Below are 21,467 nucleotides of genomic sequence, written 5' to 3'. Positions count from 1 at the left end.
CTATATTTAAGCTTTTTTGAAAAATTGTATTTTATGAAAAGCATTCTTGTAGTCTTTATTTTTTTAAGTTCAATTATTAGTATTTCGCAAACGAATAACGAAGTAATTTATCTTTGGGAAAATGGAGCGCCCGGTTTTGAAACCCTAAAGAACGAGCCGGAAGAGGTAAAAGATTATTGGGTAAAGAATGTCCATAATCCATCCTTAACAGTTTTTAAACCAGAGCATCCAAATGGAACTGCAGTTGTAATTTGCCCAGGAGGAGGGCATAATAAATTGGTGATTACTTCAGAAGGGTATCGCGCTGCTAAGTATTTAAATTCGCTTGGAATCATGGCTTTTGTTTTAAAATATAGATTACCCCGAGAAGAGAATTCGCCTTATGATTTAGATATTCATTTAAGACAAGACGGACTTAGAGCCATGAGAGCCGTTAGGGCAAATGCTGAAAAGTACGGCATTGATCCTTCTAAAATTGGAATGCTTGGTTTTTCTGCCGGTGGCGAAGTTGTGGCCGAGGTGATGTATAAAGAAAATGGAGCCAATGAAAATTCAAGTGATAAAATTGAACAAACGGATGCAAAGCCTAATTTTCAGATTTTGGTTTATCCCGGGCCCTTAGGTGTGCCAGAAATTTTTCCGGAAGACTTACCACCGGCCTTTATGGTTGTGGCCAACGATGATGGGTGTTGCTCATCTCCTGTAGTTAAAATTTTAAACGGCTATAGAAAAATGAACGCATCAGTAGAAATGCATTTATATTCCCAAGGTGGTCATGCCTTTAATATGGGAACTCGAAGTGAATTAAAGTCGCTAAATACTTGGCCAGATAGATTAAAAGATTGGCTGCAAATAGAAGGATTTATATCAAATTAATTTTCGGCTCTTCAAAATAACTGCAAGGTTTGTCAAAATCAGGAAGTATAATTTCGCCTTGTTTTTCTAAACCTAAACGTTCTAATAGTTTTTGAGATCTTGTATTTTTTTGATCCGTTATGGCAACGACTTTTTCTATTTTCAAATGTGATTTGCCATATTTTAATATTGCTTTTGAAGATTCTAAAGCATAACCTTTTCCAGAACTATTAGGTAAAAAACTAAAACCGATTTCAACGTCTTGCATACTTGGTCTTTTTATAAATCCTGTCATTCCAATTGGTTTTTGCTTTGATTTAGTTCGTACTAAATAAAAACTAAATCCAAAATGTTTATACTGATTTAGCAATTTTTCTTGAATATATTGTTCCGCATCTTTTAATGATTTTACATTTTTATCTCCAATAAATTTTAACCAATTTGGACTGTTTACCAATTCAAAAATAAAAGGAGCGTCTTTAAGAGTAAATTTTAGAATGTGAAGGCGGTCGGTTTCTAATATCATTTTTCAAAAATAAGATGCTGTTTTTAAATCCCGAAATATTGGGTGCAAATTTTATTAGGTGTAGTTTTGTATTTCTAAAATGACTAACATGAGTTTACTAGCCGACTTACGAGCAAGAAGTAATAATAGCTGCGAATTTTGCGCATCGAACACCGATTTGAGTATTTATGAAGTTCCGCCGATTTCTACTGGTGGTGTAGACGGCAGCGTTTTGGTTTGTAGTACGTGTAAAGGTCAAATAGAAGATCCAGAAATTACAGATGCGAATCATTGGCGTTGTTTAAATGATAGTATGTGGAGCGAATTCAGAGCAGTACAAGCCGTCGCTTGGCGCATGTTGTCGCGCTTAAAAAAAGAGGGCTGGCCACAAGACTTATTAGATATGATGTATTTAGAAGATGAGGTATTGCGATGGGCACAGGCTACCGGAGAAGGTTTGGATGAAAGTGAAAAGGTAATTCATAGAGATGTAAACGGAACTATATTGCAGGCTGGAGATTCCGTAGTATTGGTAAAAGATTTGAAGGTAAAAGGTTCTAGTATGGTGGCCAAACAAGGAACAGCAGTTCGCCGGATTTCTTTAGATCCTGACAATGCCGAATATATTGAAGGCAAAGTTGGTCCAACTCAAATCGTGATAATTACCAAGTATGTGAAGAAGCTGTAAATTTTATTTAAGTAATTGATATTTAGCAATTTGAAATTTTTTTTCTATATTTGTTAAGTAATACCCTACAATCCCTTTCCAGCCTCAAGTTAAACTCCAATAACCTCAGATAATTAAACCCCAGTTAATTTAGATATCAATTAATAAGATATATCATTTTTAACTAAACTTTAATTATTATGAAACAATCAATTATTACGATTCTTGCAATACTAATGATTGCACCTTTAGTATTTGCACAAGGAATCACAACTCATCAATTTAGACGTGTAGAACCTCAAGATATGGGAGAGTATCTTAAAAGAGAAACTACCTATTGGCAGAAATTTGCGGAACAGGAAGTGAAAAAAGGAAACCTAACTTTTTGGGCGATATTGCAAAAGGTAGGAGGTGTTGGGCAGGATCATGCTCCAAATATTTTAATTGTGAATACAGTAAACGATGTTGATGCTCAATTGGATTGGAACAGTGTAGGTGATCTATTTCCTGACAAGAAAATGGAAGATATTGGAACCAATGCAATTAGTAAAAATATTGGAACCGTTTTTCTTAAGAGTCAAGGGAATCATATAGAAATTCCAAATGTAGATCCAGATAAACATTTTAATTTTGTGAAGATTGTTTATCATAATCCTAAGAACACTGGTAAATTATTAGATTTCGAAGCTAATAAGTGGAAACCTATGGTTCAAAAAGCGATGAATGAAGGTAAAACTGTAATGACAGGATGGGGTAATGCTAGAATTTTACACCCTTCAAATAGCAAGTTTCAATACACCACACAATCGTATGATTTATTTGCAAATTTGAAGGATGCTTTATCTCAATATTTTAGTGAAGATATGGAGATGGCAGACGACTTCTTTGCTGATATTGAAGACAACGATTCATCTCCAAGAAGTATTGGTTTGTATAGAATAGTTTCGGTAGTACAAGCTTCACCAGAAGAATAAAGGATAACATAATGTAACATGAAAAAGGCTCACGTTTGTGAGCCTTTTTTTATTCTTTATTTGCAGTTATGTCAAACTCTTTTGGAGGTTCCATGCCTTTTAAATGTTTTACAAAATAATCCCATTTTCTTCGGGTCATATAATCCGTCATGTCACCATATCCATGTCTTTTATTAGGAAATAAAATAAAATCAAAATCTTTATTGGCTTTGATCAATGCCTCAACTACCAGCATAGTATTCGACGGATGTACATTATTATCCATAGAGCCATGAGTAATTAGTAATCTTCCTTTTAATTGATGCGCAAATAATTGATTTGCTTGGCTATCATAATTATCTGTTCCATCAGGCTGATTCTCTAACATGCTTGGTTTTAATAGTCCATGCCATTTTTCACCCCAATCTGCTTCATAGTTTCTGTTGTCGTGATTTCCAGCACCTGAAACGGCAACATCATAAAATTCTGGGTATCTGAATAAAGCGCCTGTTGAGGCGAATCCACCACCGGAATGCCCCCAAATTCCTACACGTTCTATGTTCATTCCTTTATAACGTTGTGCCAATTGTTTAATAGTCGTAATATTATCTTCTAAACCATTGTCTCCCATATTTCCATAGTAAAAATCGTGGAACGATTTAGACCTTCCAGGCGTGCCTTGAGCATCAACAGCCACTACCACAAAACCAAGTTCTGCTAATGCCTGATTATCGCGTCTTGAAGACCTAAAACTATAATTACCTACACTTCCAGATTGTGGTCCAGGATAGATGTAGTTTAAAACTGGGTATTTCTTAGTTTCGTCATAATGACTTGGTAAATACATAATTCCCCATAAGTCTGTTTCTCCATCGCGCGCTTTGGTTGTAAATTCAATTGGCTGTTGAAATCCTTTTTCTTGAAGAACGGTGATATTTGTAGTTTCTAATTTCATTATCACTTCGCCTTTGATATTCTTTAAAACGGAAATAGGAGGGGTGTCTACCATAGAATAGGTATCTACAAAATAACTCCAAGAGTCATTTGCATCGATTTCATGATGTCCTTTTTCAGGCGTTAAGTTTGCTAGGTGCGTCCCATCAAAATTAACACTGTATAAATATTTATGATAAGGATTTCCTTCTTCTTTTCCGCCAGCTGTAAAATAGATTACACGATTCTCTTTATCTATATGTTTTACTTGTTGAACTGCCCAGTCTCCTTTTGTAATTTGATGTTTTAATTTGCCTGATTCCAAATCATACAAATACAAATGTCCCCAATTGTCGCGCTCAGAAAACCAAAGAACTTCATTAGTATCATGAAATACACGCCAATTTTCTGCTCGTGCTCCAGATTCGAAATAGGTGTCTACTTTTTCTATTAATCTTGAAGTTACTTTTCCTGTATGGATGTCAGCGGTTTTTAAATGCGCTATTTTATGATCTCTAGAAGATGAGATAAAAGCGATTTTAGTTCCATTTTCATTCCAATTACAATCTAAAAACTCACCATTTCTTCCTGCAACATGATCGGTAATGGTTCCTCTTTGAAAATCTGGTTCCATTTTTAATCGAACTACTTTTGGTTTCGATCCTAAATGGATAATGATACGTTCTAACTTGAAGACTTTTTCATCGCCAGGTAAGGGATGTTTCCATGCTTCTAATTTTGGATGCCCAACCTTTGTAGACACTAAATACATTTCTCCAACTCCACGAGCATCTTGTTGAAATGTTGCAATTTTATCAGAATTAGGTGACCATTTTAATACAGGGCCATCCTTTTTTGTCCACCCAGCATTATTGGTAGCATAACCATAGTCCTTTTGGCCATCAAAAGTTAGTTGTGTTTTTTGGCCTGTTTCAATATTTCGTATCCATAAATTATAAGCATCTATATAAGCGGCTAATTTTCCGTTTGGAGAAATATATTCCGATCGATTTCTTTTAATTTTTTCAATTTCGGAGCATTTATAACTATCTAAGTCACAAACATATTTCTTGCCTTTTATTTCAAAACTAATTTGATTTTCATTTTCTAATTCAATAGTATTGAATGGTAATTCAGAGGCTGAGAAATTTTCTTCTAGCAAGTTAGAGAGGGTAGATGCTAAACGTTGGTGGTCAAAAGCAACAGAAGTAGTTTTTGTATCAATGTTTACCAACATGAAAACTTTTCCTTCTTTCGTGTTTTTAGAATAGGCCATATGGTTTGTACTGGTCCAATTCTTTCTGTCAATTTTATTATAGACATACTTGTCCATTGATAAATGCTTCATAGCATTCTTGTAATCAAGATCTGTTAATTGTTCTTTTTTTGTTGATGAGGAACAACTGATTAAAAAAATAGTGCAAAGGATTAAAGCAACCTTTCTGTAGTAAAGAAACTGAGTCATGATAGGAATAATTTGAAAACGCTAAAGATAAATAATCTTCCAATACTTGGTAAAGAATTGTATTAAATATAAAACCCAATCAAAAAGATTGGGTTTTATATATGATTTTAACAAATGATGTGGGTTATAGTGTTTCTTGCCATTTCCAGGCACTTGATAAACTATCTTCTAAACTTAATTCAGTTTTCCAATTCAATTCTTTGTTCGCTAATGAGGTATCAGCATATGCTGCGGTAATATCACCTGCACGTCTTGGGGCCATTTTGTATGGTACTTTTTGTCCAGTCGATTTTTCGAAAGCATTAACTATTTCTAATACAGAGCTACCTTTGCCAGTACCAATATTAAAATATTCACATGCCTTTTTATTTTGATTGTTTAACAATCTGCCTAAAGCAGCAATATGTGCTTTTGCTAAATCTACAACATGAATGTAATCACGTACTGCTGTCCCGTCTGTGGTAGGGTAATCGTCTCCAAAAATTGATAATTCCTTTCGAATTCCTGCTGCCGTTTGCACCACAAATGGCACGAGGTTTTGTGGCACACCCAATGGTAATTCACCAATTTTTGCTGATTCATGAGCACCTACTGGATTGAAATACCTAAGTGCTATCGCTTTTAAATCCGTTGCTTTGGTAGTATCTTCAATTATGATTTCACCCATACGTTTTGTAGCTCCGTAAGGAGACTCTGCTGGTTTTGGTGGAGCAGATTCGGTGATTGGTAATTCGTCTGCCTGTCCGTAAACTGTACAAGAAGAACTGAAAATAAAATTTGAGACGTTGTTGGTTGTCATTTCTTGCAATACATACGTCAGTGTCGCAATATTGTTTTCATAATATTTTAAAGGTTCAATAACACTTTCACCAACCGCCTTTGAAGCGGCAAAGTGAATAACTCCATCAATATCATAATACTTAAAAAAATGTTGAACAGCTTGTTTGTCTTTTAAATCAATTTGTTCAAAGCGCGGTTTTGTGCGTGTGATAGACGTAATTCTATCTAATACTTCTATTGTTGTATTTGACAAGTCATCGATAATGACAACATCAAATCCTTCATTTTGTAATTCAACTACGGTGTGAGAACCTATATATCCTAGCCCTCCAGTTACAAGAATTGTTTTACCCATTTTTGTTTTAATTGTGTTATTTATTAAGTGCAGTCAAACAGACCTACTTCTTATTCGGTTATTTATAAAAAAAGCGGTTGAACAAAGATTCAACCGCTTTAGAGATTATTTTAAAAAATCTAATATTGTTTTGGTAATAAATGCCAATTGCTCTTCATCAAATTCTGTGTGCATAGGTAATGATAAAACAGTTCCGATTAATTTATTGGTTACTTTAAAATCATCTTCATTATAACGTTCATCTTCATAGGCTTTTTGACTATGGAGTGGCACAGGGTAATAAATTGCATTTGGAATGTTATTATCTAATAAATGTTTATGCAAAGCATCTCTATCTGCATTAACAATTTGCAATGTATATTGATGGAAAACATGCGTTGAAAAATCACTAATCACCGGAGTTGCAATGTTTGGGTGATTTGCCAATGCGTTTGAATAAAATTCTGCAGCACTTCTTCTTGCATCACAAAAACCATCTAGCAACGGTAGTTTAATTCTCAATATAGCGGCCTGAATACTATCTAATCTAGAATTAACACCAACAACATCATGGTAATACCTGCGGTACATACCGTGATTTACCATTCCTCTAATTGTATTTGCTAAATCATCGTCATTTGTAAATATAGCACCACCATCTCCGTAACACCCTAAGTTTTTTGAAGGGAAGAATGACGTTGTTCCAACATGTCCCATGGTTCCTGCTTTTTTCACAGTGCCATCACTAAAAGTGTAATCTGCACCAATTGCCTGAGCTGTATCTTCAATTACATATAAGTTGTGCTCCTTTGCAATTTTTAGGATTTCTTCCATATTGGCGCATTGTCCGAATAAATGCACTGGAACGATAGCCTTTGTTTTTGGAGTGATAGCCTTCTTCAAAGCATCCAAATCCATGTTGAACGTGTCTTTTTCGACATCAATTAATACGGGCGTAAGTTTTAACAAGGCAATAACTTCAACCGTTGCAGCAAAGGTAAAGTCAACTGTAATAACTTCATCACCTTGTTCTAGGCCTAGCCCCATCATTGCAATTTGCAGCGCATCTGTTCCGTTGGCGCATGGAATTACATTCTTAACACCTAAATAGTCTTCTAATTCTTTTTGAAATCCGTGAACTTCAGGACCATTAATATATGCTGTTGATTCTATTACATTTATAATAGAACTGTCTATTTCTGATTTAATCTTTTCATACTGACCTTTAAGATCAACCATCTGAATTTTTTTCATAGTAGATATGTATTTTCGAGATGCAAAAATACGGAATTTTAAAATGTTGTAGTGGTCGTTTTATTCTTTTAACAAGCAATAATTATCAATCAAAAAGATCCGATGATAAATACCGATCTCCTCTATCTGGAATTATTGTTACAACCATTCCTTGGTCAAGAGAATTTGCTACTTTTAATGCGGTGGCAACAGCTCCGCCGGCGCTCATACCACAAAACACTCCTTCTTCAAGGGCTAATTTTTTACACATGGCTCTGGCCTCTGATTCGCTAACGCCAATTACGTCATCTATTTTAGAGCGTTCAAAAATGGTAGGTAAATATTCTTTTGGCCATTTCCGGATTCCTGGAATTCTTGAACCTTCGGTTGGCTCTGTTCCAATTATCTTAATGGAAGAGTTTTGCTCTTTTAAATATGTTGAGGTTCCCATTATGGTGCCAGTAGTTCCCATTGCGGAAACAAAATGAGTAATTTTTCCTTCGGTATCTCTCCAAATTTCGGGTCCTGTGGTTTTATAATGTGCTTTCCAATTATCGCTATTTCCAAACTGATTGAACATATAGTTACCTTCATTTTTAACTTTCGATTCGGCATAATCACGAGCACCCAAAATTCCATTATCAGCAGAAGTCAAGGTAACTTTTGCACCGTATGCTCTCATAGTTTGAACGCGTTCTTTTGTAGCGCTTTCGGTCATAACCAATTCTATTTGTAGTCCAAATAATTGTGCAATCATGGCTAAAGCAATACCTGTATTTCCACTGGTCGCTTCAATTAATTTTGTGTTCTTGTCAATATCACCTCTGTCTAAAGCAGACTCTACCATGTTAAATGCAGCTCGATCCTTTACGCTACCCCCAGGATTGTTTCCTTCCAATTTTACCCAAAGTTCAACACCTTTTTTTTGAATTATATTTTGGAGTTTTACTAAAGGCGTATTTCCTATTTGATCTAATAAAGAGTTTGATTTCATATGTGCTGTATTTGTCATTTCGAGTGAATTTTCAGAGAAAATTAATATTGAGAAATAGAATTGTTCTCGATACATCCGACTAAGTCGGATACTCGAGCTGACGTTGGTTATTTTTTCTTTTTCATTTTTATTTCCGGAACATGATATACAAAGCAGTTTGGTGCAACAGATTCTGTAATCCAAGTATTTCCACCAACAATACTGTTTTCGCCAATGACCGTATCTCCACCTAAAATTGTAGCATTTGCGTAGATTATTACGTTCTTTTCTACCGTTGGATGTCGTTTGGTGTTTTGTAAACTCTTTTTTACTTGTAAGGCACCTAATGTAACTCCTTGGTAAATTTTGACATTTTCTTCGATAATACAAGTTTCACCAATTACGATTCCCGTAGCATGATCAATAAAAAAAGAATCTCCAATGGTCGCGCCTGGATGAATATCTACGCCTGTAACTCCATGTGCATATTCACTCATTAATCTCGGTATAAGCGGAACACTCATGTTGTATAATTCATGACTAAATCTATGTATAGCAATGGCGAAAAAACCGGGGTAAGCAATATATACTTCTTCAATAGATTTTGAAGCGGGGTCAAATTCTAGAGATGCGTTGGCATCCAAGTTTAATCGTTCTAGAAGCGAAGGTAATTTTTGAAGAAAACCGTCCCATACATTTTCACAAGGATTTGAATCATCGTAACAAGCGAGTGAATAGATTTCTGAAAATTCAGACTCAAGAACATCAATGTTTGTTTTTACGCACGAATTTGCGTCGAACAATGTGTGAAATAAATTATTCGTAAATTTTTCAGTCTTGTGTTTTATGCTAAAATCAAGTTGAGGTGTAGCTTGATTTGAGATAATTTTTTCAATAATTGAATCCTTAGTCATGCGGTTAATTTTGAGCTAAACTACAAAATGTAGTCGATAAAAAACCGAATCCTAACCTTAATCTACTAGATTAATAGACTTTTAACGATTCTATAACAAAACCTTACTCATTTCCATCAATTGATGAATACCGTTGTCGTCAACCTCTTTGTTTTGATCGGCGTATTTCAAGAATTCTGGGTATAAAGCATCTAATTGGTCTTTTGTTAATTCGTAACCAACATTTTTTGCTCTATATGCCAAGGCTGCTCTTCCGCTTCTTGCAGTTAAAACAATCGAAGATTCAGTAACTCCAACATCAGCCGGATCCATGATTTCGTATGTCTCACGATTTTTAATTACACCATCTTGATGAATTCCAGAGCTATGGGCAAAAGCATTATCACCAACAACGGCTTTGTTCGGTTGAACAATCATGCCCATACTTTCTTGAACTAATTTACTTATTCCAAAAAGCATTTGAGTATTGATATTGGTGTCTAAGTTTAAATATGGATGTTGCTTCATAATCATCACCACTTCTTCCAGAGCAGTGTTTCCCGCACGTTCTCCAATTCCGTTAATGGTACATTCTATTTGACGGGCTCCATTTTGCACTCCTGCAATGGCGTTTGCTGTAGCCAATCCTAAATCGTTGTGACAATGACATGATAAAATAACATTTTCAATTCCTTTTACGTTTTCACGTAAGTATTTCATTTTTGCCCCGTATTCTTCCGGTAAACAATATCCAGTAGTATCAGGAATATTTAATACGGTGGCACCAGCTTTTATTACTGCTTCACAGACTCTCGCTAAATATTCATTATCCGTTCTTCCTGCATCCTCGGCGTAAAACTCGATGTCTTCAACAAACGATTTTGCATAGGTCACGGCATCAACAGCACGTTCAATAATTTTTTCTGGAGTGGTATTAAATTTAAATTTAATGTGCGATTCAGAGGTTCCAATTCCCGTATGAATTCTTGGGCGTTTTGCATATTGTAATGCTTCTGCCGCAACTTTAATATCATTTTTATGAGCACGAGTTAATCCACAAACTGTTGCGTTTTTAACCAATTTCGAAATCTCTTCAACCGACTTGAAATCTCCAGGGCTTGATACCGGAAAACCAGCTTCAATAATATCAACGCCTAGTAGATCAAGTTGTTCTGCAATAATTAATTTTTGTCCTGTATTTAACTTGCATCCTGGTACTTGTTCTCCATCTCTTAGAGTGGTGTCAAAAATTTGAACTTGATTTGTGCTCATTATTTAAATATTTTTTATCACTTTTGAATATTCAAAAATAAGTAGGTGTATAAAAAAGCCATACTTCATAATTGATTCTATTACTACATTCAATTAATTCGTGGTAATGCTAAAATGTTAAAAATCAGATAAATAATACGATTTATTTACAATGGCTACTGAAAAAAAAGATGCGTTATTTACATTGATAAAGTCTTTGTCAAAATCTGAGAAAAGACAATTCAAATTGTATGCTGGTAGACTAGGTGGAAATACGGAAGCTAATTTTATTGCGCTTTTTAATGTTATGGATAAACAGCAGCGTTATGATGAACGCGGTATTTTGCAAAACACCAATATTAAAAAACAGCAATTATCAAATTCTAAAGCACATTTATACAAACAGTTATTAATAAGTTTAAGGTTAAGTCCGCTACATCAAAATGTGCGAAGTTTAATTCGTGAACAAATTGAATTTGCGACTATTTTATACAACAAAGGCTTGTACAAGCATAGTCTGAAATTGTTGGATAAAGCAAAAAGTTCTGCCATTGAAAATGAAGAAGATAATTTGGCGTATGAAATTGTTGAATTAGAAAAAGTCATTGAATCTCAATATATAACAAGAAGTCTGAGTAATAGGGCAGATACCCTTTCGATACAGGCTAAGGAGTTGAGCATGAGAAATGTTATGACTAGTAAGTTGTCTAATTTATCATTGCAGTTGTATAGTTGGTTACTTAGAAACGGATATGCAAAAAGTATTGAAGACATTGAGCAGGTTACACATTATTTTAATTCACATCTCCCAACATATAAAATTTCCGAATTAGGTTTTAAGGAAAAGCTATTTTTATATAAGGCTTATTTGTGGTATAGTTTAATAACACAAGATTTTGTAGCGAGTTATAGATATTCTCAAAAGTGGATCGATATTTTTAACGACAAACCTTCGATGAAAAATGTGAACCCTGTATTTTATTTGAAGGGATATAACTACTTGTTAGAATCACTTTTCATGATTAAACACCATAAGAAATTTAGAGTTGTTTTAGATGGTTTAAGGTCTGAAATGGAATTGAAGAGTGTTATGTCTAATGAGAATACACTTGCATTGGCCACAGTTTACTACTATCAAAATAAATTGAATTTGTACTTTTTAGAGGCAGATTTTGAAGATGGTGTAAAGTATGTGCCAATTGTTTTAGACAATATAGAAGCGTATAAAAAGAAAATTGATGCACATCATGTTATGGTTTTTTATTACAAAATTGCCTGTATGTATTTTGGGGTATCCGATTATAAAAACAGCATCATATATTTAGAAAAGATCATATCGAATAAGGAGTTGTCCATGCGCGAAGATTTACTTTGTTTTTCGAGAGTTTTAAATCTTGTAGCGCACTATGAAGCAGGATTGGATGAGAATATAGATGTGTTAATTAAATCTACTTTCAGATTCTTGATCAAGATGAATGATTTACATTTGGTTCAGCGAAAAATGATAGACTTCTTAAAAAGCTTATCAGACTTGTATCCAAGTGAATTAAAATCAGCCTTTAAAAAATTGCGTGACGAATTAAAGGAATATGAAAACCACCCATATGAGAAACGTTCATTCTTGTATTTAGATATTATTTCATGGTTAGAAAGTAATATCGAAGGCGTGCCAATTCAAACTATAATTTCAAGAAAAAATTCGAAACTATTGCCTAATTAATAATTTAGTTTTAGTATTGTACACTCAAATGAAGAACAGCATTTTAAATAGTATTTCAATTCTTGTCATTGTCGTGATTATTATCACTTGACGATTAAGGGATTGCTATAATATTTTGTAAAAAAATATAACCTCCCTTGAAAAAGGGAGGTTTTTTTATGAATAAACTAAAAGTATTTTTAATAAAATACCGTGATTGGTGTAAAATATAATACCGTAAAAAACTAATTATCAGAACATTAAACAGTGCTACTGTGGTTTTAGTATTGTAAATATGAAATTGAATAATCACAAATTAATAGGATAGAAAGTAATTTTGAATAATTAAATAGGAATAAACCTTTATGGAGTTAAATAAGCATAGTAAAAGATTAACGCAAGATGAGTCGCAACCGGCATCACAAGCAATGCTATATGCAGTTGGTCTTACTGATGAGGATATGAATAAAGCCCAAGTTGGAATTGCAAGTACTGGTTACGATGGTAATCCTTGTAATATGCACTTAAACAATTTGGCAGCCGAAGTAAAAACAGAATGTAATATTGCAGGTCAATTCGGATTAATTTTCAATACAATTGGTGTTAGTGATGGAATTTCTATGGGTACTTCTGGAATGAACTATTCTTTGGCTTCTAGAGATATTATTGCAGATTCTATTGAAACAGTAATGAATGCTCAAAGTTATGATGCGTTGGTTTCAGTAGTTGGATGTGATAAAAATATGCCAGGTGCAGTTATAGCAATGTTGCGTTTAAATCGTCCGTCAATTATGATGTACGGGGGAACAATTGCATCGGGAAAATATAAAGGAAGAAAATTGAATATCGTTTCCGCTTTTGAGGCCTTAGGTCAAAAAGTAGCAGGTGAGATTGATGAAGATGAATATAGAGAAATTATAAAAAGAGCAATTCCGGGTGCAGGAGCTTGTGGTGGTATGTATACGGCAAACACAATGGCGTCGGCTATTGAAGCAATGGGGTTTGCATTGCCATATAACTCTTCAATTCCTGCAGAGAATCCAAATAAATTATCAGAAAGCGAAAGAACAGCGAGAGCAGTTAAGAACTTATTAGAATTGGATTTGAAACCTTTAGATATTATTTCTAAGAAATCTATAGAAAATGCCATTGCAATTGTAAATGCTTTAGGGGGATCTACCAATGCGGTATTACACTTTTTAGCAATTGCACATGCAGCAGATATCGAATTTAATTTAGAAGACTTTCAAAGAGTAAGTGATAGAACACCCTTAATTGCAGATTTGAAACCATCAGGTAAATATTTAATGGAAGATGTGCATGGTGTTGGAGGAACGCCGGCTGTGATGAAATATTTATTAGACAACGGGTATTTACATGGAGAATGTTTAACTGTAACAGGAAAAACATTGGCAGAGAATTTAGCAGATGTTGAACCGTTATCTTTTGAAGAAGATGATCAAGATGTAATTTACACAAAAGAGAATGCATTAAAGTCATCGGGAAATCTTCAGATTTTATATGGAAACTTGGCGACAGAAGGAGCTGTAGCAAAGATTAGTGGAAACGAAGGTTTGTTGTTTGAAGGTAAGGCAGTTGTGTATGATGGAGAGCAAGCTGCGAATACTGGGATTTCAAACGGAGAAGTGCAAAGAGGAGATGTTGTTGTGATTCGTTATGTTGGTCCAAAAGGAGGACCAGGGATGCCAGAAATGCTAAAGCCAACTTCATTAATTATGGGAGCAGGATTAGGAAAATCGGTTGCCTTAATTACTGATGGTCGTTTTTCAGGTGGAACGCATGGATTTGTGGTAGGTCATATTACTCCAGAAGCACAATCAGGTGGAGCAATAGGATTGTTAAAAACAGGAGACAATATTAGAATTAGTGCAGAAGATAACTCAATAAACGTATTGCTTTCTGATGAAGAATTAGCAGAAAGAAAGGCGAGTTGGGTTGCACCAGAATTGAAACACAAAAAAGGAATATTATACAAATATGCAAATACAGTTGCTTCGGCTTCTGAAGGATGTGTAACAGATAAGTTTTAGACTATGAGTACCGAAAGAATAACAGGAGCAGAGGCCGTTATCAAGTGTCTTTTAGAAGAAGGCGCTGATTTAATATATGGATATCCGGGAGGAGCCATTATGCCTATTTACGATGAATTATATAAGTATCAAGATAAGTTACAACACGTATTAACACGTCATGAGCAAGGAGCTACGCATTCTGCACAAGGATTTGCACGTGCAACTGGAAAAGTTGGAGTGGCTATGGCAACTTCAGGTCCGGGAGCAACGAACCTAATTACCGGAATTGCAGATGCGCAAATAGATTCTACACCAATGGTGTGTATTACTGGGCAGGTAGCAAGACATTTATTAGGGTCTGATGCATTTCAAGAAACTGATATAGTTGGAATTTCAACGCCAGTGACAAAATGGAACTATCAGGTAACTTCTGCGGATGAAATTCCTGGGGTTATGGCAAAGGCATTTTACATTGCTAGATCTGGTCGTCCGGGTCCTGTATTAATTGATATTACAAAGAATGCACAAATGGATGAATTGGATTTTTCGTATGAAAAGTGCAAAGGAGTCCGAAGTTATAAACCAGTTCCAAAAATTGAACCATCAAAAGTTCAAGCAGCTGCCGATGTAATTAATGCGGCTAAAAAACCGATGATCGTTTTCGGACAAGGAATTATTTTAGGTGAGGCTGAAGCAGAATTAAAAGCATTTATTGAAAAGGCTGACATTCCGTCTGCATGGACCATTATGGGCTTATCGGCATTAGAAACGAAACACTCTTTAAATGTGGGAATGGTTGGAATGCATGGTAATTATGGGCCAAACGTACTTACAAACGAATGCGATGTGTTAATTGCCTTAGGAATGCGTTTTGATGACCGTGTTACAGGTAATTTGGCTACGTATGCAAAACAAGCAAAAGTGGTGCATTTTGAAATTGATCCAGCAGAGATCGATAAGAATGTAAAAACAGACGTTGCCGTTTTAGGAAATGTAAAAGATACTTTAGCACAAATTCTACCATTAATCAATAAGAATAATCATTCAGTTTGGAGAGAAGAATTTAAAAAGAAAGATGCCATTGAGTTTGATAAAGTAATCAAAGAAGACTTACATCCTACAAAAGAGGGGATGACTATGGCAGAAGTGTTAGAGCAAATTAACGTAGCTTCTAATGATGATGCGGTAATCGTTTCAGATGTTGGGCAGCATCAAATGTTTGCGTGTAGATATGCAAAATTTAGTCAAACTAAAAGTAATATAACTTCAGGTGGATTAGGAACAATGGGCTTCGCATTACCAGCAGCGATTGGTGCTAAAATGGGTGTGCCAAATAGGGAGGTAGTTGCAATTATTGGTGATGGTGGCTATCAAATGACTATCCAAGAATTAGGAACCATTTTTCAAACAAAAGTCCCCGTAAAAATTGTTGTATTAAACAACGAATTTTTAGGAATGGTACGTCAATGGCAACAGTTGTTCTTTGATAAGCGTTATGCGTCTACTGAAATGATAAACCCAGACTTTATTACCATTGCAAAAGGGTATCATATTCCGGCAACTAGGGTTACAAAAAGAGAAGATTTAGCAGGAGCAGTTCAAGAAATGATGGATTCTAAGGAAGCCTATTTCTTAGAAGTGTGTATAGAAAAAGAAAATAATGTATTTCCGATGATTCCAACTGGAGCTTCGGTATCAGATATGAGATTAAGTTAATAATTATGGAACAAAGAAAATTTACCATATCCGTGTATTCTGAAAATCATTTAGGGTTGTTAAACCGTATTTCAGGAATATTTTTAAAACGTCACATCAATATTGAAAGTTTAACGGTTTCAGAATCTGAAATCGAAGATGTGTCTCGATTTATAATTGTAATTAGATCTACTGAAGAAAACGTAAAGAAAATTGTAGGGCAGATTGAAAAACAAGTAGAGGTGATTAAAGCATATTTTCATACCAATGATGAAACTATTTATCGTGAGTCTGCCTTGTTTAAAATTGCATCGGACTTACTTTTTGATGAACGTCAGATTCAGAATATTATAAAGGAAAGCAACGCAGAAATTGTAACCGTGGCGCGGGACTTTTTTGTATTGTCTAAATCGGGTAGGAGGTCAGAAATTCAAGGGTTATATGATAAATTAAAACCTTTTGGGATTATGCAATTCGTGCGTTCCGGAAGAATATCTGTTTCAAAAGAAGCAATGAATATCTCAGAATTATTAAAATATTAAATAAAAAATAGAATTTAAATTAGATAAAAAATGGCAAATTATTTTAACACCCTTTCTTTAAGAGAGCAATTGGCACAATTGGGTGTATGTGAGTTTATGGACACTTCTGAATTTTCGGAAGGCGTTAAGGCTTTAGAAGGGAAAAAAATAGTAATTGTAGGGTGTGGAGCACAAGGATTGAATCAAGGATTGAATTTACGTGATTCTGGATTGGATGTTTCTTATGCATTGCGAGAAGGAGCGATTAAAGATAAGCGTCAATCGTTTTTGAATGCTTCTGAAAATGGGTTTACTGTCGGTACGTACGAAGAGTTAATTCCATCTGCAGATTTCGTTTCTAACTTAACTCCAGACAAGCAACATACTGCTGTGGTTTCTGCAGTGATGCCATTGATGAAAGAAGGAGCGACATTGTCATATTCTCACGGATTTAATATCGTTGAAGAAGGAATGCAAGTTCGTAAAGATTTAACGGTAGTAATGATTGCACCTAAATGTCCTGGTTCTGAAGTTAGAGAAGAGTATAAAAGAGGATTTGGAGTGCCAACATTAATTGCTGTGCATCCAGAAAATGATCCAGAAGGAAAAGGGTTTGATCAAGCAAAAGCATATGCTGCTGGTACAGGTGGTCATAGAGCAGGAGTTTTACACTCATCTTTCGTTGCTGAGGTAAAATCTGATTTAATGGGTGAGCAAACAATTCTTTGTGGATTATTACAAACAGGTTCTATTTTATGTTTCGACAAAATGGTTGAAAAAGGAATCGATGCTGGATATGCTTCAAAATTGATTCAGTATGGTTGGGAAACAATCACTGAAGCAATGAAGTATGGTGGAATTACAAACATGATGGATCGTTTATCTAATCCAGCTAAAATTAAAGCCTTTGAATTGTCTGAAGAATTAAAAGATATCATGCGTCCTTTATTCCAAAAACATATGGATGATATCATGAGCGGTCATTTCTCTAAAACGATGATGGAAGACTGGGCTAACGATGATAAAAACTTATTGACTTGGAGAGCAGCGACAGGTGAAACGAATTTTGAAAAAACACCAGCTGCTGATGTTGAGATTTCTGAACAAGAATATTTCGATCATGGAGTATTAATGGTTGCAATGGTAAAATCTGGTGTAGAATTAGCTTTTGAAGCAATGACCGATGCTGGTATTATCGCAGAATCTGCTTACTACGAATCATTACACGAAACACCGCTTATTGCAAACACAATTGCACGTAAGAAATTGTTCGAAATGAACAGAGTTATTTCAGATACTGCTGAGTACGGATGTTATTTATTTGATCATGCTTGTAAGCCTTTATTAGAAGACTTTATGAAGACTGTAGATACTGATATTATAGGTACTGCATTTGGTGTTGGACAAGGAAATGGTGTTGATAACAAAACGTTGATTGATGTGAACGAAGCAATTGAATCTCATGGAGTAGAGGATGTTGGGTATGAATTACGTTTGTCTATGACAGATATGAAGAAAATCGTTTCATAAATGAAAAAAAACTATGACCAAGAATCATAATTTAGTGTCATTAGATCGCATTCGAAATGCGAATACGAATATCAAAGGTGTTGTGAAAACAACACCTTTGCAATTTGTACAATCTCTTTCTGAGTTGCACGATGCAAATATTTTATTAAAGCGTGAAGACCTACAAGTAGTTCGTTCTTATAAATTAAGGGGAGCTTATAATAAAATTAGCAGCCTTTCTAAAGAAGAACTGAAAAAAGGAATTGTTTGTGCTAGTGCTGGGAATCATGCTCAAGGTGTAGCATTCGCCTGTAAAGTATTGGAAGTTCATGGTGTTATATTTATGCCAGTTACAACGCCAATGCAAAAGATTCAGCAAGTTCGAATGTTTGGTGGCGATTTTGTGAGAATTGAATTGATTGGTGATACGTTTGATGAAAGTTTCCATGCTTCAAAGAAGTATTGCGATTCTCAAAATACCAGTTTCGTTCATCCTTTTGATGATATTGATGTGATTGCAGGACAGGGGACCGTTGGGTTAGAAATTTTGCAAAACTCTGAAGCCGAAATTGATTATTTAATATTACCTGTTGGTGGTGGTGGCTTGGCATCAGGTGTTGGTAGTGTATTTAAGCAATTAAGCCCAAATACTAAGATTATAGGTGTTGAACCAACCGGAGCTCCTTCTTTAAAAGTTTCTTTAGAGAATGGAGAAAACACAGAATTAGAACATATCGAGAAATTTGTAGATGGCGCTGCTGTTAAGAAATTAGGGGATCAAAATTTTGAGTATTGTAAAGAAGTATTAGAGGATGTTTTAACTATTGATGAGGGCTTGATTTGCGCTACCATTTTAAAAGTGTACAATGAAAATGCGTTAGTAGTGGAGCCTGCTGGAGCCTTGAGTATTGCTGCGCTTCATTTGTTACAAGATAAAATAAAAGGTAAGAACGTTGTTTGTGTTGTGAGTGGCGGTAATAACGATATTACTCGAATGGAAGAGATGAAAGAACGTGCCTTATTATATCAAGGTTTGAAACATTATTTCTTAGTTAAATTTCCGCAACGCCCTGGTGCTTTGAAAGAATTTGTAGTAGATGTATTGGGCGCGAACGATGATATCGTACATTTTGAATATACTAAAAAGAATCAACGTTCAACTTCTACCGCATTAGTCGGAATTGAATTGAAAAACAAATTAGATTTTGATCCATTGCTATCAAGAATGGAAACGCTTGGTTTTTTAGGAAAGTACCTTAATGATGATGAACGTCTGTTTGAATTCATTACTTAACAATTGTCATTCCCGCGAAGGCGGGAATCTATTCAAGGAGTATAATGCCTACCTTAATACTCTCTAAAGGGAAGTAAGAATTATGTCCTCAACGTAGGTTCAGATAGTTGTCGGGAATAGGGCTGCTTAATTTTTAGCTTAGAAACTTTTCGATGAAATGTCCGTTCGAGTGTTTGCTGAAAGCAAATGTATCGAGAACAATTAAGGGCTATTGTTTTCTTAAATAGGACAAAATACTACCTTTGTAGTCTAACAAATGGCTATGAGTAATTACCTCAAAAACTTTCATGTTCCCGAAGATTTTCAAGTTGAAGACTTGCATCAAAACACGTATTTACTAAATGGTGAGTTAGTGCAATGGACTGGAGAAATGACGACTGTAAATGCGGCTATTTATGAAGAAGATTCAAAAGGGAATTCAATGCCAAGAGTTCTGGGGTCTATTCCAAAAATGCAAGAATCTGATGCTTTAATAGCGTTGGGAGCAGCTGAAAAATCATATGACAATGGCCGTGGAGAATGGCCGTTGATGACCATAGAGCAGCGTGTAGAAAAAGTGCACGCATTCACTAAAGAAATGATACAACAACGTGAAGAAGTTGTAAAATGGATGCTATGGGAAATTGGTAAATCATATGATGAATCTTGTATGGAGTTTGACCGTACAATTGATTACATAAAAGATACTATTGAAGAAATAGAAAAGTTGGATGCGCAGCAAAGCATCATGGAAACGCATGGAGGCATAACGGCTCAAATTAAGCGAAGCCCTTTGGGTGTTGTGTTGTGTATGGCGCCCTATAATTTCCCTTTAAATGAGGCTTTTTGTTTGTTGATTCCAGCGTTGTTAACGGGAAATACAACTATTTTCAAACCCGCTCGATTCGGAGTGCTGTTATTTGAACCATTGTTGAAATTATTTCAAAAACACTTTCCAAAAGGCGTCGTGAATTTTATTTATGGTGATGGTGAAACGTTGGCTACTCCAATTATGAAATCTGGAAAAGTAGATGTGTTGGCATTGATTGGAAATAGTACATCTGCCAATGCCTTACAAGGGTTGCATCCAAAACAAAATCGGTTGAGATTGGTATTAGGTTTGGAGGCAAAAAACCCTGCAATTATTCTTCCAGATGCTGATTTAGAATTGAGTGTAAAAGAATGTGTGTTGGGATCTTTAGGTTTTAATGGGCAGCGTTGCACGGCCTTAAAAATTGTATTTGTACACGAGAGTTTGGTATCTAAATTTAACGCCGAATTTGTAAAGCAGGTTAATGCATTAAAAATTGGAATGCCTTGGGAAGAAGGAGTGAGGATTACTCCGTTACCGGAACCGCATAAGCCAAATTATTTAAGGGAATTGGTATCTGATGCGCTTTCAAAAGGGGCAGAGGTGCTGAATAGCGAGGGACAGTCAGATTCTGAGAATTTAGTTAGTCCAAAGGTGTTGTATCCGGTAAATGAATCGATGCGTGTATTTCATGAAGAACAGTTTGGGCCCATAGTTCCGATTGTTCCTTTTAAGGATGTTCAAGAGCCTTTACAATACATTTCAGAATCAAATTACGGGCAGCAAGTTAGTTTGTTTTCGAGTAATGCAACATCGTTAGCACCTTTAATTGATGTATTGGTAAATCAAGTAAGTAGGGTAAACATCAACTCAAAATGCCAGCGAGGGCCAGACGTATTTCCGTTTGTAGGTCGTAAAGATTCTGCTGTAAGCACTTTAAGTGTTACAGATGCATTAAAATCCTTCTCAGTTCGTACAATGGTTGCATTAAAGGAATCGCAAGAAAACAACAATATCCTTAAAGATTTGAAGGTGTCTAAGCAGTCTAATTTTATGAATTAGTCAAAATCATTCAAGTTTTTTG

At 35.2% G+C, this 21,467-nt stretch carries 17 protein-coding genes; 10 read left to right on the top strand and 7 right to left on the bottom strand.

Annotated features, from left to right (window positions below; genetic code table 11):
* Positions 1-33 precede the first annotated feature (33 nt).
* Complete coding sequence (locus tag RM519_RS06750; protein ID WP_311592899.1) at positions 34-876, top strand: alpha/beta hydrolase; 843 nt, start codon at positions 34-36, stop codon at positions 874-876.
* On the opposite strand, the gene RM519_RS06745 is transcribed toward RM519_RS06750, so the two are convergent.
* On the bottom strand, positions 863-1,381 hold the full coding sequence (locus RM519_RS06745) for a GNAT family N-acetyltransferase (RefSeq protein WP_311592898.1): 519 nt from the start codon (positions 1,379-1,381) through the stop codon (positions 863-865). The genes RM519_RS06750 and RM519_RS06745 overlap by 14 nt on opposite strands.
* Positions 1,382-1,469: 88 nt before the next feature.
* Here RM519_RS06745 and RM519_RS06740 point away from each other — a divergent pair, with 88 nt between their 5' ends.
* Positions 1,470-2,048, top strand: a complete 579-nt coding sequence (locus RM519_RS06740) for a PhnA domain-containing protein (protein ID WP_311592897.1) — start codon at positions 1,470-1,472, stop codon at positions 2,046-2,048.
* A 179-nt stretch (positions 2,049-2,227) separates the two neighbouring features.
* Positions 2,228-3,001 carry a hypothetical protein gene (locus RM519_RS06735; RefSeq protein ID WP_311592896.1) on the top strand — a complete coding sequence of 258 codons (774 nt, stop codon included), beginning with the start codon at positions 2,228-2,230 and terminating at the stop codon, positions 2,999-3,001.
* 49 nt (positions 3,002-3,050) lie between these two features.
* Here the strand turns inward: RM519_RS06735 and RM519_RS06730 are convergent, their stop codons facing one another.
* From RM519_RS06730 to RM519_RS06705, 6 genes are all read right to left on the bottom strand, one after another.
* Complete coding sequence (locus tag RM519_RS06730; RefSeq protein ID WP_311592895.1) at positions 3,051-5,378, bottom strand: S9 family peptidase; 2,328 nt, start codon at positions 5,376-5,378, stop codon at positions 3,051-3,053.
* Positions 5,379-5,502: 124 nt separating this feature from the next.
* Complete coding sequence (galE, locus tag RM519_RS06725) at positions 5,503-6,513, bottom strand: UDP-glucose 4-epimerase GalE (RefSeq protein WP_311592894.1); 1,011 nt, start codon at positions 6,511-6,513, stop codon at positions 5,503-5,505.
* Positions 6,514-6,618: 105 nt separating this feature from the next.
* Positions 6,619-7,746, bottom strand: coding sequence for a DegT/DnrJ/EryC1/StrS family aminotransferase (locus RM519_RS06720; protein ID WP_311592893.1), 1,128 nt, complete (start codon positions 7,744-7,746; stop codon positions 6,619-6,621).
* A gap of 85 nt (positions 7,747-7,831) precedes the next feature.
* Complete coding sequence (gene cysM, locus RM519_RS06715) at positions 7,832-8,719, bottom strand: cysteine synthase CysM (RefSeq protein WP_311592999.1); 888 nt, start codon at positions 8,717-8,719, stop codon at positions 7,832-7,834.
* Between the two features lie 107 nt (positions 8,720-8,826).
* Complete coding sequence (gene epsC, locus RM519_RS06710) at positions 8,827-9,612, bottom strand: serine O-acetyltransferase EpsC (protein ID WP_311592891.1); 786 nt, start codon at positions 9,610-9,612, stop codon at positions 8,827-8,829.
* Positions 9,613-9,702: 90 nt separating this feature from the next.
* A complete protein-coding gene (locus RM519_RS06705) occupies positions 9,703-10,863 on the bottom strand; it encodes a 2-isopropylmalate synthase (protein WP_311592890.1) in 1,161 nt (386 codons plus the stop codon).
* 151 nt (positions 10,864-11,014) lie between these two features.
* Here RM519_RS06705 and RM519_RS06700 point away from each other — a divergent pair, with 151 nt between their 5' ends.
* The 7 genes from RM519_RS06700 (at position 11,015) to RM519_RS06670 (ending at position 21,445) form a co-directional block, all read left to right on the top strand.
* Positions 11,015-12,562, top strand: coding sequence for a hypothetical protein (locus RM519_RS06700; RefSeq protein ID WP_311592889.1), 1,548 nt, complete (start codon positions 11,015-11,017; stop codon positions 12,560-12,562).
* Between the two features lie 344 nt (positions 12,563-12,906).
* On the top strand, positions 12,907-14,592 hold the full coding sequence (gene ilvD / locus RM519_RS06695; RefSeq protein WP_311592887.1) for a dihydroxy-acid dehydratase: 1,686 nt from the start codon (positions 12,907-12,909) through the stop codon (positions 14,590-14,592).
* A 3-nt stretch (positions 14,593-14,595) separates the two neighbouring features.
* A complete protein-coding gene (gene ilvB, locus RM519_RS06690; protein ID WP_311592886.1) occupies positions 14,596-16,290 on the top strand; it encodes a biosynthetic-type acetolactate synthase large subunit in 1,695 nt (564 codons plus the stop codon).
* Between the two features lie 5 nt (positions 16,291-16,295).
* Positions 16,296-16,811: an acetolactate synthase small subunit gene (gene ilvN / locus RM519_RS06685; RefSeq protein WP_311592885.1), complete on the top strand. Its 516-nt coding sequence runs from the start codon at positions 16,296-16,298 to the stop codon at positions 16,809-16,811.
* Between the two features lie 30 nt (positions 16,812-16,841).
* Complete coding sequence (ilvC, locus tag RM519_RS06680; RefSeq protein WP_311592884.1) at positions 16,842-18,320, top strand: ketol-acid reductoisomerase; 1,479 nt, start codon at positions 16,842-16,844, stop codon at positions 18,318-18,320.
* Positions 18,321-18,333: 13 nt separating this feature from the next.
* Entirely contained in the window at positions 18,334-19,593 is a 1,260-nt protein-coding gene (ilvA, locus tag RM519_RS06675; protein ID WP_311592882.1) for a threonine ammonia-lyase IlvA, read from the top strand.
* A 262-nt stretch (positions 19,594-19,855) separates the two neighbouring features.
* Complete coding sequence (locus RM519_RS06670) at positions 19,856-21,445, top strand: NADP-dependent glyceraldehyde-3-phosphate dehydrogenase (RefSeq protein WP_311592881.1); 1,590 nt, start codon at positions 19,856-19,858, stop codon at positions 21,443-21,445.
* Positions 21,446-21,467 lie beyond the last annotated feature (22 nt).

The organism is Urechidicola vernalis (assembly GCF_031846385.1).
In the GTDB taxonomy this organism is placed as follows: Bacteria; Bacteroidota; Bacteroidia; order Flavobacteriales; family Flavobacteriaceae; genus Urechidicola; species Urechidicola vernalis.
Note: the sequence above shows the minus strand (reverse complement) of the source record. Positions and strands in the feature narration are given on the sequence as shown.

Bases quoted from the DNA above. Each gene is read 5' to 3' on its own strand.
- epsC (WP_311592891.1), bottom strand. From the start codon at position 9,612: ATGACTAAGGATTCAATTATTGAAAAAATTATCTCAAATCAAGCTACA.
- galE (WP_311592894.1), bottom strand. From the start codon at position 6,513: ATGGGTAAAACAATTCTTGTAACTGGAGGGCTAGGATATATAGGTTCT.
- ilvD (WP_311592887.1), top strand. From the start codon at position 12,907: ATGGAGTTAAATAAGCATAGTAAAAGATTAACGCAAGATGAGTCGCAA.
- RM519_RS06735 (WP_311592896.1), top strand. From the start codon at position 2,228: ATGAAACAATCAATTATTACGATTCTTGCAATACTAATGATTGCACCT.
- RM519_RS06700 (WP_311592889.1), top strand. From the start codon at position 11,015: ATGGCTACTGAAAAAAAAGATGCGTTATTTACATTGATAAAGTCTTTG.
- RM519_RS06720 (WP_311592893.1), bottom strand. From the start codon at position 7,746: ATGAAAAAAATTCAGATGGTTGATCTTAAAGGTCAGTATGAAAAGATT.
- RM519_RS06750 (WP_311592899.1), top strand. From the start codon at position 34: ATGAAAAGCATTCTTGTAGTCTTTATTTTTTTAAGTTCAATTATTAGT.
- ilvN (WP_311592885.1), top strand. From the start codon at position 16,296: ATGGAACAAAGAAAATTTACCATATCCGTGTATTCTGAAAATCATTTA.
- RM519_RS06740 (WP_311592897.1), top strand. From the start codon at position 1,470: ATGAGTTTACTAGCCGACTTACGAGCAAGAAGTAATAATAGCTGCGAA.
- ilvA (WP_311592882.1), top strand. From the start codon at position 18,334: ATGACCAAGAATCATAATTTAGTGTCATTAGATCGCATTCGAAATGCG.
- RM519_RS06705 (WP_311592890.1), bottom strand. From the start codon at position 10,863: ATGAGCACAAATCAAGTTCAAATTTTTGACACCACTCTAAGAGATGGA.
- ilvC (WP_311592884.1), top strand. From the start codon at position 16,842: ATGGCAAATTATTTTAACACCCTTTCTTTAAGAGAGCAATTGGCACAA.
- RM519_RS06745 (WP_311592898.1), bottom strand. From the start codon at position 1,381: ATGATATTAGAAACCGACCGCCTTCACATTCTAAAATTTACTCTTAAA.
- RM519_RS06670 (WP_311592881.1), top strand. From the start codon at position 19,856: ATGAGTAATTACCTCAAAAACTTTCATGTTCCCGAAGATTTTCAAGTT.
- RM519_RS06730 (WP_311592895.1), bottom strand. From the start codon at position 5,378: ATGACTCAGTTTCTTTACTACAGAAAGGTTGCTTTAATCCTTTGCACT.
- cysM (WP_311592999.1), bottom strand. From the start codon at position 8,719: ATGAAATCAAACTCTTTATTAGATCAAATAGGAAATACGCCTTTAGTA.
- ilvB (WP_311592886.1), top strand. From the start codon at position 14,596: ATGAGTACCGAAAGAATAACAGGAGCAGAGGCCGTTATCAAGTGTCTT.